Origin of the sequence: Streptomyces sp. MRC013 (genome assembly GCF_023614235.1) — a bacterium.
Classification (GTDB): Bacteria; Actinomycetota; Actinomycetes; order Streptomycetales; family Streptomycetaceae; genus Streptomyces.
The window spans coordinates 2,808,015-2,821,659 of record NZ_CP094264.1; the positions used below are offsets into that span (position 1 = coordinate 2,808,015).

General features: G+C 68.6%; 10 protein-coding genes. 6 read left to right on the forward strand and 4 right to left on the reverse strand.

Features of this window, described 5'->3' with window-relative positions; genetic code table 11:
- Positions 1-216: 216 nt before the first annotated feature.
- The 4 genes from LUW75_RS12915 to LUW75_RS12930 all read left to right on the forward strand — a co-directional run bounded on the left by LUW75_RS12915 (position 217) and on the right by LUW75_RS12930 (position 4,969).
- Positions 217-699 carry an MSMEG_6728 family protein gene (locus LUW75_RS12915; protein WP_250335738.1) on the forward strand — a complete coding sequence of 161 codons (483 nt, stop codon included), beginning with the start codon at positions 217-219 and terminating at the stop codon, positions 697-699.
- Between the two features lie 503 nt (positions 700-1,202).
- The gene (locus tag LUW75_RS12920; protein WP_250335739.1) at positions 1,203-1,652 is read left to right on the forward strand and encodes a helix-turn-helix transcriptional regulator; all 450 of its coding nucleotides are present in this window, start codon (positions 1,203-1,205) and stop codon (positions 1,650-1,652) included.
- Positions 1,653-1,657: 5 nt separating this feature from the next.
- On the forward strand, positions 1,658-2,068 hold the full coding sequence (locus LUW75_RS12925; protein ID WP_250335740.1) for a VOC family protein: 411 nt from the start codon (positions 1,658-1,660) through the stop codon (positions 2,066-2,068).
- A 468-nt stretch (positions 2,069-2,536) separates the two neighbouring features.
- Entirely contained in the window at positions 2,537-4,969 is a 2,433-nt protein-coding gene (locus LUW75_RS12930; protein WP_250335741.1) for an ATP-binding cassette domain-containing protein, read from the forward strand.
- Positions 4,970-5,126: 157 nt separating this feature from the next.
- Here the strand turns inward: LUW75_RS12930 and LUW75_RS12935 are convergent, their stop codons facing one another.
- Entirely contained in the window at positions 5,127-7,325 is a 2,199-nt protein-coding gene (locus LUW75_RS12935) for an FG-GAP repeat domain-containing protein (RefSeq protein WP_250335742.1), read from the reverse strand.
- A gap of 800 nt (positions 7,326-8,125) precedes the next feature.
- On the opposite strand from LUW75_RS12935, the gene LUW75_RS12940 reads away from it, so the two are divergent.
- On the forward strand, positions 8,126-8,455 hold the full coding sequence (locus LUW75_RS12940) for a hypothetical protein (protein WP_250335743.1): 330 nt from the start codon (positions 8,126-8,128) through the stop codon (positions 8,453-8,455).
- Between the two features lie 697 nt (positions 8,456-9,152).
- Here LUW75_RS12940 and LUW75_RS12945 read toward each other — a convergent pair.
- Genes LUW75_RS12945 through LUW75_RS12955 form a run of 3 tightly spaced genes read right to left on the reverse strand, consistent with a single transcriptional unit; the run spans position 9,153 to position 12,242 of the window.
- Positions 9,153-9,995: a hypothetical protein gene (locus LUW75_RS12945; protein WP_250335744.1), complete on the reverse strand. Its 843-nt coding sequence runs from the start codon at positions 9,993-9,995 to the stop codon at positions 9,153-9,155.
- A gap of 10 nt (positions 9,996-10,005) precedes the next feature.
- Positions 10,006-10,881, reverse strand: coding sequence for a DNA adenine methylase (locus tag LUW75_RS12950; protein ID WP_250335745.1), 876 nt, complete (start codon positions 10,879-10,881; stop codon positions 10,006-10,008).
- Entirely contained in the window at positions 10,881-12,242 is a 1,362-nt protein-coding gene (locus LUW75_RS12955; RefSeq protein ID WP_250335746.1) for a hypothetical protein, read from the reverse strand. Before LUW75_RS12955 ends, LUW75_RS12950 begins: the two co-directional genes overlap by 1 nt.
- A gap of 497 nt (positions 12,243-12,739) precedes the next feature.
- Here LUW75_RS12955 and LUW75_RS12960 point away from each other — a divergent pair, with 497 nt between their 5' ends.
- Entirely contained in the window at positions 12,740-13,591 is an 852-nt protein-coding gene (locus LUW75_RS12960; protein WP_250335747.1) for a helix-turn-helix domain-containing protein, read from the forward strand.
- The last annotated feature ends 54 nt before the right edge of the window (positions 13,592-13,645 follow it).

Below are 13,645 nucleotides of genomic sequence, written 5' to 3' on the forward strand. Positions count from 1 at the left end.
GCCGAGGCTGCCGGAGGGGCGGGCGGGTGCCCGCCGCCGGGCGCGGACCGGTCCGCCCGGTGCGGGTGCCCCGTCGCCGGCGGGAGAATCCCGGATGTCGCCGAACGATGTACGGGCCGCGGGGCTCCGCCCCGGTCGCAGGTGCGGCCCGCGCCCCGCGTGGTACCCGGGCGGTACGCGCGCGCCCCGTCGCGCACACCGTACGAAGGGCGACCGATGCAGACCTTCCTGCCCTACGCCGACTTCCGGGCCTCGGCGCAGGCCCTGGACCGCCGCCGGCTCGGCAAGCAGCGGGTGGAGGCGCTCCAGATCCTGCGCGGCCTGACCGTCGCCGGTTACGGATGGCGCCGGCACCCGGCGGTGCGGATGTGGGCGGGGTACGAGGAGGCGCTGGTCCGCTACGGCCTGGAGGTGTGCCGGGTCTGGCGCGACCTCGGCCACCAGGACAGCTGCGCGGCCTCCCTCGTCTCCGGCTGGGCCGGACTGCGCCCGCACACCCAGGTGCGCGGCCAGGCGGTCCTGGCGGACGCCGGGGAACTGCCGCCCTGGCTGGGCGACGACGCCTTCCACCGCAGCCACAGGTCGGCACTGATCCGCAAGGACCCGGCCGCCTACACCTCGCTCTTCCCCGGGGTCCCCGACGACCTGCCATACGTCTGGCCGCCGTCGGACCGCCGCACCGACCTCCACCCCGCCTGACCGCCCCGGCGCCCGCGAAGGACCGGACCGCCCCACTGGCCCCGAAGGACCGGACCGCGCCCGGGGCCCGGCCCCCGAGCGGTTCACCCGCACCCGGCCGCAGAGGTCCTGGGAGGCCCACCTGCCGCTGTGTGTCGCCGCCTGTTGCGCGTCGCCGTCCGCCGCCCGCTGCCCGTCCGCCGCCCGCCGCCCTTCCGCTGCGCGTCGCCGTCTGCCGTCGCCCGATGGCCGGTGGCCGATCGGCGACCCGCAGGCCGGGGTCGGCCTCCGCGAAACCGCTGCGCCGTACCGGGAGGGCCGCGGCGGCGGGACGGAAGCGATCGCCACCGGCTGCGGGCCCCACCCGCCGGACGCGCCCGCCGGACGCGCCCGCCGGACGCGCCCGCCGGATGCGGGCGCCGGATGCGGGCGGCGGCGGGACGCGACCCCGGAGGACGCGCCGGCGAGTACGCGCGCCCGGCGGTCCACTGCGCGCCCCGGTGCGATGTGGCACGATCAAAGGAGTGAGCAACAGGCCTGCCGCAGCACAGAACTTGAGCGACCTCGCACGTCTGCGCCGGGTCCGCGACCGGATCGACCGGGAGTACGCGCAGCCGCTGGACGTCGAGGCGCTCGCCCGCGGCGTGAACATGTCGGCCGGGCACCTCAGCCGCCGGTTCCGGCTCGCCTACGGCGAATCGCCGTACTCCTACCTGATGACGCGGCGCATCGAGCGCGCGATGGCACTGCTGCGCCGGGGCGACCTCAGCGTCACCGAGGTCTGCTTCGCGGTCGGCTGCTCGTCGCTGGGCACCTTCAGCACCCGCTTCACCGAACTGGTCGGCATGCCGCCCAGCGTCTACCGGCGCCGGGCGGCGAGCGCGCCGGCGGGAGTGCCGTCCTGCGTGGTGAGACAGGTGACCAGACCGATCAGGAATCGAGAAGCGCCGGCCGCGAGGCCCCACTTAGCCTGAGCCCCATGGACATCACCATTCACACGAGCTTCCTCCCCCACGACGACCCGGACGCCTCCCTGGCCTTCTACCGGGACACCCTCGGCTTCGAGGTCCGCAACGACGTCGGCCAGGGCGTGATGCGCTGGATCACGGTCGGCCCTCCCGGCCAGCCCGGCACGTCCATCCTCCTGGCGCCTCCGGCCACCGACCCCGGCATCACCGACGACGAGCGCCGCACCGTCACCGAGATGATGGCCAAGGGCACCTACGGCTGGATCCTGCTGGCGACCAAGGACCTCGACGCCGCCTTCGAGAAGGTGGTGGCCGACGGGGCCGAGGTCGTCCAGGAGCCGACCGAGCAGCCGTACGGCATGCGCGACTGCGCCGTCCGCGACCCCGCGGGCAACATGGTCCGCATCCAGGAACTGCGCTGAACCGTCCGGTGACGCGGCCCCGCCCGGCCCCGCCCCGCCCCGGCCCTGCCCGGCCCCGGCCCCGGCCCGTACGGACCCCGGCCGCCGGCGCACGGCCCGGCGGCCACCGCCACCGGCTTCCCCGAGCCCACCGCCCCCGGCCGTCCGGCCACCGCCCCGGCACCCCCACCTCCACCACTGCCACCCCCGGCCCCACCCGCCCCACCGGCCCCGATCCCACGCCTGACGGGCTCCGGCCTCCGTACGCGGTCCGCCCGCGACACCGGGCACCAGCCCGCCCGCGACACCGGGTCCGGGGCCGACGAGGCCGCCCCGCCCGGACGGCGGGGACGGACGGACCCCGAGAGGGGCCGGAAGAACGCACCGGAGCCCGCCAGGTCTCACCGGAGACCGCCAGAACCGGCGGAGTCCGCCGAAGCCCGCCAGAGAACCGCCGAGAACCGCCGAGAACCGCCAGAGGGAGACACGATGAGCAGGGCCGAGAGGACGGATCCGCAGCCGTCCACGCCCCACGCCGCCGACAGCCACGACCTGATCCGCGTGCACGGCGCGCGCGAGAACAACCTCAGGGACGTCAGCGTCGAGATACCCAAGCGCCGGCTCACGGTGTTCACCGGTGTCTCCGGCTCGGGCAAGAGCTCCCTGGTGTTCGACACGATCGCCGCGGAGTCCCAGCGGCTGATCAACGAGACCTACAGCGCCTTCCTGCAGGGTTTCATGCCGGCGCTGGCACGGCCGGAGGTCGACGTCCTCGACGGGCTGACGACCGCGATCATCGTCGACCAGCAGCGGATGGGCGGCGACCCCCGGTCCACGGTCGGCACCGCCACCGACGCCAACGCGATGCTGCGCATCCTCTTCAGCCGACTCGGGCAGCCGCACGTCGGCCCGCCCGGCGCCTTCGCCTTCAACATCCCCTCGGTCCGGGCGAGCGGGGCGGTCACCGCCGAGCGCGGCGACGGCAAGACCGTGAAGGTGACCTACACCCGCACCGGCGGCATGTGCGCGCGCTGCGAGGGCCGGGGCACCGTCACCGACTTCGACCTGACCCGGCTCTACGACGCCTCCAAGTCGCTCGCCGAAGGCGCGATCACCGTCCCCGGCTACGGGGAGAAGAGCTGGAACACGCGGCTCTTCAGCGAGTCGGGCTTCCTCGACCCGGACAAGCCCGTCCGCGACTACACCGAGGCGGAACTGCGCGACTTCCTCCACCGCGAGCCGACCAAGGTGCGGATCGGAGGCGTCAACCTCACGTACGAGGGGCTGATCCCGCGGGTCAGGAAGTCGTTCCTCGCCAAGGACCGGGAGGCGATGCAACCGCACGTCCGGGCGTTCGTGGACCGGGCGGTCACCTTCACCACCTGCCCCGACTGCGACGGCACCCGGCTCTGCGCGGCGGCCCGGTCGTCGCGGATCGAGGGTGTCGGCATCGCCGACGCCTGCGCCATGCAGATCAGCGACCTGGCCGAATGGGTCCGCGGCCTCGGCGAACCCTCCCCGGGCTTCCCGGACGGGCGGTACCCCACGGTGGCACCGCTGCTCACCGCGCTGCGGCAGACCCTCGACTCGTTCGTGGAGATCGGCCTGGGCTACCTCGCGCTCGACCGGCCGTCGAGCACGCTCTCGGGCGGTGAGGCGCAGCGCGTCAAGATGATCCGCCACCTCGGCTCCTCGCTCACCGACGTCACCTACGTCTTCGACGAGCCGACCGTCGGCCTGCACCCCCACGACATCCGGCGGATGAACGGCCTGCTGCTGCGACTGCGGGACAAGGGCAACACGGTGCTCGTCGTGGAGCACAAGCCGGAGACGATCGCCATCGCCGACCACGTCGTCGACCTCGGCCCCGGCGCCGGTGCGGCGGGCGGCACCGTCTGCTTCGAGGGCACCGTCGAGGGGCTGCGGGCCTCGGGCACGGTCACCGGTCGCCACCTCGACGACCGGGCCGCCCTCAAGGACACCGTGCGCGAGCCCGTCGGCGCGCTCCGGATCCGCGGCGCCACGGCGAACAACCTGCGCGACGTCGACGTCGACATCCCGCTCGGGGTGCTCGTCGCCGTCACCGGTGTGGCGGGCTCCGGCAAGAGCTCGCTCGTGCACGGGTCGCTGTGCCGGGAGCCGGGGCCCGCCGGCACGGACGTGGTGTCGGTCGACCAGTCGCCGATCCGCGGCTCCCGGCGGAGCAACCCGGCGACGTACACCGGGCTGCTCGACCCGATCCGCAAGGCGTTCGCGAAGGCCAACGGCGTGAAACCGGCGCTGTTCAGCGCCAATTCCGAGGGCGCCTGCCCCCGGTGCAACGGCGCCGGCGTCGTCTACACGGACCTGGCGATGATGGCCGGCACCGCGACCACCTGCGAGGACTGCGAGGGTAAGCGGTACCAGGAGTCGGTGCTCGAACACCGCCTCGGCGGCAGGGACATCAGCGAGGTGCTCGCGATGCCGGTGACCGAGGCCCGGGAGTTCTTCGGCGCCGGCGAGGCGCGTACGCCGGCCGCGCGCGCCGTCCTCGACCGGCTCGCCGACGTCGGACTCGGCTACCTCACCCTCGGCCAGCCGCTCACCACCCTGTCCGGCGGGGAGCGGCAGCGGCTCAAGCTGGCCGCCCGCATGGCCGAGGAGGGCGGCGTCTACGTCCTCGACGAGCCGACCACCGGCCTCCACCTCGCCGACGTCGAGCAACTGCTCGGCCTGCTCGACCGGCTCGTCGACTCCGGCAAGTCGGTCATCGTCGTCGAGCACCACCAGGCGGTCATGGCGCACGCCGACTGGATCGTCGACCTCGGCCCCGGCGCCGGCCACGACGGCGGCCGGGTCGTCTTCGAGGGCACCCCCGCCGCCCTCGTCGCCGCCCGCTCCACCCTCACCGGCGAGCACCTCGCCGCCTACGTCGGCGCCTGACCGGCCCCGCGCCCCCGGCCCCGCACGACCCCGAGCCCGGCCCCGCGCCCGATCCCGCAGCCCCGTGGACCCGCGGTCACCACGAGGGTGACCGCGGGCGCCGGTGGCGAGCCGGCGGTGGTGCCGGGGAGGGCGCGGTGCACGGTGGCACCGCTTTTCACGCGAGGTGGTTGAACCTGGAGCCCTCGCCCGCGTACAGCGATGTCGACTGACGGTTGAAGGGGGCGGTGACGGAGCCCGTCGAGCGGTAGACGTACGTGCCGCCCGTCCCGTACGCGATCATGTCCGGGCGCCCGTCGCTGTCGACGTCACCGGCGCCGACCAGCTGGGTGAAGGCGTTCCAGCCGCTGCCGACCCGCACGCGGGCGGCGAAGCCGCCGGCGCCGTTGCCCTGGTACAGCCAGAGGACGCCGGAGGTGTCGCGGGCGACCAGGTCCCCGGAGGCCGTACCGGCGATGTTCCCGACGGCGGTGAGCTGGTTGTAGACGCCCCAGCCGCTGCCGACGCGCACGCGGGCGGCGAAGGGGGCGGTCGCGGAGCCCGTGCCCTTGTAGAACCACAGGACGCCGGCGGTGTCCACGGCGAGGAGGTCGGCACGGCCGTCGCCGTTGAGGTCCGAGCCGCCGGTGAGCTTGGTGTAGACGCCCCAGCCGCCGCCGATCCGCGCCCGGGCGGCGAACGCGCCGTCGCCCCTGCCGAGGTAGTGCCAGAGCACGCCGGAACCGTCGAGGGCCACCAGGTCGCCGACCTCGTTGCCCGCGATGTCGCCGACGGCCTCGATCTGCTTGTACGTCTGCCAGCCCCGGCCGACCTGGGTGCGCCGGGCGGACACGACCTTGCCGTCCACCGGCCGGTCCCGCAGGTCGTCGCGCCACAGCACACCGGCGGCGTCCCGGGCGAGGACGTCCGTGGAGCCGTTGTCCGTGTAGTCGTGCGGGTTGGCCGAGCGGACCACGTTCATGAGCCAGCCCTGGTAGGCGGGCTCCCCGGAGCCGTCGAGGAGCCTCGCCTCGGCCTCCACCCCGTACGAGCCGTTCGGCGCGTCCACCCCGTCGACGGTGCCGTCCCAGGAGAAGGAGAAGCGGGTGCCGGTGGCGGGGGCGTTCACGCGCGTGCGGAACTCCCTGCCGGTGACGACGTGGGTGAGCGTGACGTCCAGGTAGGCCTCGCGGTGCGACAGCGTCCACCCCATGGCCACCTCGCCGCCGGTCGTGTCGAGGTTCACCGTGTCGGGGACGTGGACCTGCTCGATCTTCAGCTCGGCCGGCTCGGCCGGCTCGCCCGCTTCCGCCACCTTGGTGACCGTCGGGGCGCCGTCCGCCGCGGCCGCGATCCGGAACAGCCCCTCGCCGTCGGCGGCCCGGCCGCCGCTCACCAGCACGCTGCCGTCGCCCGCGGCCGCCGAACCGGTCGCATGGTCGATGAGGTCGCGGACCTCGCCGCTGGTCAGGGAGACCGCCCGGGCGGGTGTCGAGGAGTTGCCGTACACCAACCAGCCGCCCACGAGGTCCATGTACCACTCGCTGTCGCGGGCGCCCAGGACGGTCCGCCTCTGCTCGCGCGTCCTGCGGTCGACGGAGGTGACGAACAGCCCGGTGCCGCTCTGGTAGTCGAGCCAGGCCACGTGCGAACCGGAGAACATCAGGTGGCTGAAGTCGTACCCGGACTCGACGGAGGCGTACGTCTCGACCACGGTCCCGGTCGCCACGTCGACCAGCGCCCGGCCGCCGGTCCTGGCGTCCGCCGGGCCCGTCTCGTACCCGACGAGGGCGATCCCGCCCCGGACCGCCGAGCCGATGAAGTCCGTGGCGTCCGCGGGCAGCCCCGACACCCTGCGGCTCGTCGCCGTGGCGCCGTCCTTGGTCACGACGTGGAGTTCCGCCGCGCCGTCCTTCGTCACCTGGGCGAGCACGCTCGTCGGGCTCAGCACGGCCACGTAGTTGCCGTTGAGGGCGCCGAGGTCGATGTCGACGCCCGGGGCCGAGGGGTCGGCCATGTTCCGCAGGGTGAGCGAACGCATCTGGACGTTCCAGTTGGCGTCGCCGAGGACGACCACGTCGCCGCCCGACGTGGTGAAGCCGCCGTTCTCGGGCGCCCGGAGCCGGGTCGGGGCCCCGCCGTCGTACGGCGTCCAGAGCAGGTCGGTGGACCCGTCCTGGGTGAAGGAGTAGGAGAGGAACCCGGTGGTGCCCGCGCCGTGGAGGTTGGAGCCCGTCGGGAAGAGGGGAAAGGCGGTGGACCGCTCGGCCGAGGCCGGGCCCGACACGGAGCCAGGGCCGGTGGCGGAGGCGGCCGGGGCGGTGGTCAGCGTGCCGGCGCCGAGGGCCGTGACGGCGAGGACGGCGGTGACGGCCATGGCGAGACGGGTGGAACGGAATTGCAAGGTGGACCCCCACGAGAAGAACGGGCACGGAAGTGCCGTGCCCGGTCAGACTCATGGCTGATTCGTTCGGTTGTACGGGAATTTCGATGAACCGTTCGACCTCGTCGGGGCGGATGTCGGCACCCGTCACCCGAGCCATCCCCTCCGCCCGCTCACTCCACCACCCCGCCCGTTGGCCTGTGTCCTGCCCTGCGCGCCGCCCTGTGCGCTGGCTCAGAACCGGCCGCACCGGCGAAGCCGTGCGCCGTGCGCCGCGCGCCGCGCGGCGGACGGCGGACGGCGGACGGCGGACGACCGGGATGACGGACCTGCTGACCGGGTTGCTCCGTGCTGTTCCGTGCGCGCGGGGGCTCGGAACGGGAACAGGCGGAGGCCGGCACCGATCGGGTCGGCACCGGGCGCACCCTCACCTCTCCTGCCGACGGTCCGTTGGCCCTGGACACCGCCCACTGACCCGGACACCGAGGGACGCACGACGGCGAAGGGCCCCACCGATGATCGGCGGGACCCTTCTACCTCGTGCCCGGTAAGGCCTGGCGGAGGATACGAGATTCGAACTCGTGAGGGGTTGCCCCCAACACGCTTTCCAACTGTGTTGGAGCCTTGCGGGGCCTCGTACAGGGGCGTTCACCTGGGTTCACCGCCGGGTGGACGCCGGAGCGGCTACGGGCTTCGGCCCCGGCTGAACGGCCTTGAACGGCACTGAATGAGACGGAAACTGAGACGGGCTGCGAACCGGGCTGGCTGGCATCGCGGCTGTTGAGGGGAGCCTCATGGCACTGGTCCGCAAGGGATCGCGACGGATCATCGTCGACGGCACGGTCTACCGCTGGCGGCTGCGGGGCCGGCCGACGTACTGCCGGGGGTTGGCCTGGTCGCCGTGTGCGTTCGCGGTGGAGCATGCGGACACTCCGGGGGCGACGCTCGTGGTCGTCGCCGACCAACCGCACCCGAGCAACTGGACCGGCCGCGAGGCTGAGCCTGTAGTGCCGTCCCGTGTCGCCGCGGCTGTTCGGCTCGCCCTGAGCAAGGGTTGGACCCCGACGACTCCGGGCTCCTCGTTCCACCTCGACCAGTCCACCGGCTTCACGCCCTCGTCCTAAGCGGTGTTGAAAGCAGCCACCGCTTTAGGAGAGAGGCTGGGTGATCTGCGGGCTGAGCTGCGGCTTTGCTAAGCGAGGTAGCGGGCGACTACCCGACCGCGGGACACCGGCGCTGACCGTGACTGACCCCTGCATCTGGCACGGTTGTGGCACGAACCTCAGCCGACGACAGTCAGCCACGACGGCGGGCGCGCCGACCGACCAGGCGCGCGTGTGCCTCGCTGCACCCCCACCGGTCTCAGCCACGTTGTCGAGTAGTGCCGGCCAGTCCTTCCGCGGCGAGCGGAGTGGTACACGGCTCCGGAGGCCCTTTGTGGCATAGGTGAAGCAGGAGGTGGGCGGGTTCTCTGTGGCGTAGACGGCAGCTTCAGCCCACGGATAGTCCATAGCTCCGGCGAGTGTCGGCCGAGTACCTGGCGGCCCGCCAAGTACTCGGCATGCTCGCTCGATCCGTCTGTCACCCGTCGCAGAGCCCCCGGGCTAGCAGCTGCTTGCGGGTCGACTGTGTGGCGTGTGTCACATGCGCCCTAAAAGTCGGCCAGCTGTCCTCGGGAGGCTGTTACGGTGTTCTTGCTATGAGGGTGCGAGGCTGAAGAAGCCCACTACGGCTCATGACCGTTGGCATCCGCAGAAGAGGGAGGTCCGGGTTCGAGTCCCGGCTGGTAGCTTAACAGGTAGAGCGTCCTCTTTTCATCTTTTACCAGCCCGCTCGCTGTATTGCCGAGTTCAACTCGCTACTACTCAGATTGAGCGGGCTGTAGTACGTCTTCAAAAATCCCGGCAACTTACGCCTTTTCTGGGAAATGTGCTTAAGTGTCGGGTGTTGGGACTCAAAGTCCTCCAGGCATATATCTGCCCAAACTTCGCGTTTCAATCTATCCCTGAGTAGATAGTTCATTTCCTGGGATATCCGCTTCGTGACAGCGAGCGCGAGAATCAACTCGCCGTGCGAGAAGGTCACCGGAACCCCCGGGGTGATGCGCGTCTGTGGATGCTCTCCGGTTACCCTAATCCACTGGTCTTGGGCGCTCTGACTGAGGCCGCCGGCTGCTCGCACGAGGCGCGCCTCGGGCATTCCTCCAGCGTGAATAACTGCGTTCCTCATCTGGCGAATCAGATGAAATTGCTGCATGGAGTCCTGAGGGAGGCCCTTCCCCACCTTTCTTTCGAAAGTTGCATGCATGGAGTACGCCTTCGTGCTGTCGGCCTCTCCTTGAGTCATTTGCCCCGCTCTGATGAGCAGGTCAAAGCAGGTGTGCACAAAATCCTCGTGGATTGCCAGGGCATACGGAACCGCCATCGCGCTGAGGTGCGTCTCTGCCTCGGCTAGGAGCGATTGCGCGTTCGCGGTAGACAAATTCATGCGCCTGATGTGAGGTACAGCTGGGAAGATCTCAGGCAATAGACGAGTACTGCCCGCGGTTAACCGAAGAGTATTCTCGGCAAGTCGAGAGCCAGCTAGAAGTGCCATAATTGCGTCGCTGGCGCGAATTCTATCTTGTTCATACGCGCGATACTCAGGAAAATGAACAAGGCTCACGCTAGATTCCTTAGTTGGTTAGCCACAGGTAATCACCTGTCCCAATCACCCCATCGAATTCCGGCACGGTGAGAGAGTCACTGAAGACAGCGTACTCGACGCCTTGATGACGCACTTGGGCGCTGTGAGAGATCTCGAATTGCATGCAACGATGCCTAGAGTAGAGTTCTTCCGTGATTCGGGCCTCGGCATCATAGGTAAGGAACCACTTGATTGGAGTTTCTCCCAAGAGAGTGGCTAGCTCGGTATGGTCTCCGGAGCTCAGGGAGTCCATGTACAGGCGATCACCCTGCACTAGATAGGGTGGATCCACGTAGGCAATGATGTCCTGCCCTAACACGGCGAGGCTGCGAATATGGTCCCTACCGTCTTGCTGTGACAAAGAAACTCTGTCACCGTAACGTCCCAGGAACTCGATACGTTCTGCTAGAGCTTCACGATTGAATCGGGCATCAATCTTCCACTTTCCAGTCTGCTCGAAACCGCCAATCGGGCGGGCGCGCAATATACCGGATCGGTTACATCGGTTGAGGAAAAACGTTGCGAAGCCGAGCTCCAAGTCGTTCTTTCCTATGGGGCTCGCGTAGATAGCCGAATTACTCCGCCACGCCTCGACAGTCACCTCAGCGCTACGGATCATTGAGGCTAACTCATTGCTCTTTCCGAAGACGCAGCGCCAGAAGGCCGCGATCCCAGGATCTGCGTCATTCAAGTGAATGCGCTCCACGGCGCCGTCTACGAGGAGCTTTAAGGCGGCGCCGGCTCCGCCGCAGAATGGTTCTGCGTAGTGCTTCGGTTGGGGGTTTTGGGCGCGAATGAGTTGACTGATGTAGCCCGCGAGACGGGCTTTCCCGCCCGGGTAGCGCAGAGGGCTGATGTACCTCATTACTTGTGATTCTCTCCCAAGGAAGCATCAAGCTTCATGAGCATTGGTGTGTAAACTGCGCTCAGCTTGGTGATGTCGAGGATCATGGGTTCGACGTCCCACTGATGCATGAAGGCGTGGAGATTTTTAACAGAAAGAGCCCCATCGTTTTGAGACATTCGGCGAGCCTCATCTAGATCCCGATCGCTACTATCAGGGTCTATGTGCAGCAATGCCAGGCGGATACGGTCGCGCAGCCTGTCTTGCTTTCTCCGCCATCCTTTCTTTTCGGCGAGCTCGGTGACGGTAATGTCGATCACTGCGCGGATCATGATAGCCGCTACGTTCGGAGACTCTGTAATGATGACTTTCTTCGCCTCGTTGAGTACTTTTGCGGTTCGCGGGCTGACGTTCCGCAGCACAACATTCTGGAAGACACGCTTGTCTTGATTTGGGCGCCCGACAGCAGGAAGTCTTTTCTCCGGCGTGGCCGTTTGACTGGGTGGTGTGACGGACCGCTGAATAGCGGTGGGCTGCGTAGCGTCAGTACCTGGTACTAGGCGGGGTTGTGCAAGGCGATCTGAATTCTGAGGAAGATGGTCCTTTATTCCAGCGATGTACTCACGGCGTTGATCTTTGTTCTTGACGTGGGATACCGAAAGGTGAGATGCCAGATCAGAGAAGAGCTTACGAACTGAGCTATGCATAGCTTCTGGTTCGTAATCAGCAAGAATACCCTTCTCAGTGAATTCGATTCCCAAGGCGTTTCGAACCTTGGAGTCGCTGAGTACCCGAGCTAGTGTCGTGAGGCGAGTAGATCGGACCTTCTCGACGTCCGCAAGAAGTTCTCGGTCGTGGGCATACCAGAGGTAGACCTGATGGATGAAGCGCAGCGCCCTTTCGGAGGGGTTCTTCTTCTTCGCGTACCGGGTTACCTGTTCGTGGTTCCATCTGACAACACCTACGCCACCATTCTCTCCAGTGTGCCGGAGTGCGATCCAATGGCGTGCTGCGTCTCTATTGGGCGAAACAATGCATCGCACCGTGTGAGGGATTGTGTTTCGATTTCGGCGGGCAATGATCGCGATTTGCTTCCGGATCTCGGGATCATCTACTAGTGTCGAATCTAATAATGCCTTGAGCGCCGAAATTCTCCGATTCCCTTCAATTACTACCATGTCGCCTTCTTCCTGCACGACGATGGTCAGTTCAGTTGGGTTCAGACCCTTGGAGGCGATGTCTTGGGCCAAGTTCACCCATTTATCCGGATCTGTCGCAAGGAGAGCTGAGATGGCCTCGCGTGTCGTTGATGTGGGCACGTCGTGCCGAGGATTCTGCTTGTCAAGGGTGAGGTCTGTGACCGCGAAGTCCTTCTGCTCCATGGTGATGATGTTCTCATTTGGGTCGCCAACTGCGGTAGCGATCTAGCAAAGTTGCCCCGCTGAAGAGCCTGCCGAGGCGGAGCGGGTTTGGCCGGTGGCCTGCCCGGTCTGGGGTCGAGCATGATCAGGGGGCCGTACGCTGGTTGGCAACTCGGGCAGGCTGTGGACCTGCCCGCAATGTGCACGAGTGGCCCCCTGGTCTTGCTCGACGCGGGACCCGGACCGGGGAGGTGGCTAAAGCCGTGGAGCCCCCAGCCACGGCGTACCCCTCCTCTGGCATCAGGCGGCTGATTGCTCTGCGCGCGGCACGGGCGTCGGTCGGGCTGGAGCGGGGCGGAGACAGGAGCGCAGGTCCGGCCGGGGGCCGGGCCGCGCGCGGGGAGCGGAGCGAGCCGCCTTGAACCCGTAGAGAAAGTTTGAATCACGCTCGGGCCTCCTGGTGATCGCTGGGGCTCGTGCATCCGGCTCCCGTCGCCTCGTGGTGTAGAACCCTGGGTATGGGGAGTGAGCGGCGGGAGCGGATGAAGGCGCTGGGGATGCGTCTTCGGGAGCTGCGTGCGGGGGTCGGTCTGACGGGTGCCGCGCTGGCTCAGCGGGCCGGGGTGGGACAGCCGACCGTGTCCAAGGTGGAGACGGGGCGCATGGTTCCGAGTGCTGATGTGCTCGACCGGCTCTTGCGCGCCCTCGACCTCGACGAGTCGACCGCCCGTGAGGTCCGTGACCTCCTGGCCGCCGTGGAGGCTGCCGCGGACTTCGATCCGGTACCGGATGAGGGTGCTCCCGCCGGGGCCGTCCTTGATGAGGCGGTGCGGTCGGCTCGGCTGGTGCGGTCGTTCCAGTGCGTCGTCCTGCCGGCCCTGCTCCAGAGTGCGGAGTACGCCCGGCACGTCTTCGCGAGTGCGCCGAACGCGACTCCGGAGGGTGTCGGGCGGGCGGTCGCTGCTCGGGTGGAGCGGCAGAGCGTGTTGTACGAACCGGGGCGGGAGTCGGTGTTCGTCCTGACGGAAGCGGTGTTGAGGACCTGGCCGGGGACTCCGGCGCTGATGCTCGCCCAGCTCGACCGGCTGCTGGCCGTCGAGAGTCTGAGCACCGTACGGCTCGGGGTCGTCCCGTGGTGCCGGCCGGTGCCGGTTCTGCCTCGGCACGGGTTCACGTTGTGCGACCGGCGGACGGTCGTGATTGAGGCGTTCGCCGATGAGCGGGTGTCGACCGACTCCGCCGAACTGGCCGCGTATGAGGAGACGTTCAGCCGCTTCGAGCGGACTGCCGTCTTCGGCGACGAGGTGCGGGACCTGCTGTTGCGCGTGATGAGGGAGTTCCGGGACATGGGAGACACCCTCACCCCATAGAGGAATAATTCCTCGAAATGCCTAGCGTGCCGCTCGCTCATGGGAATACTCTGC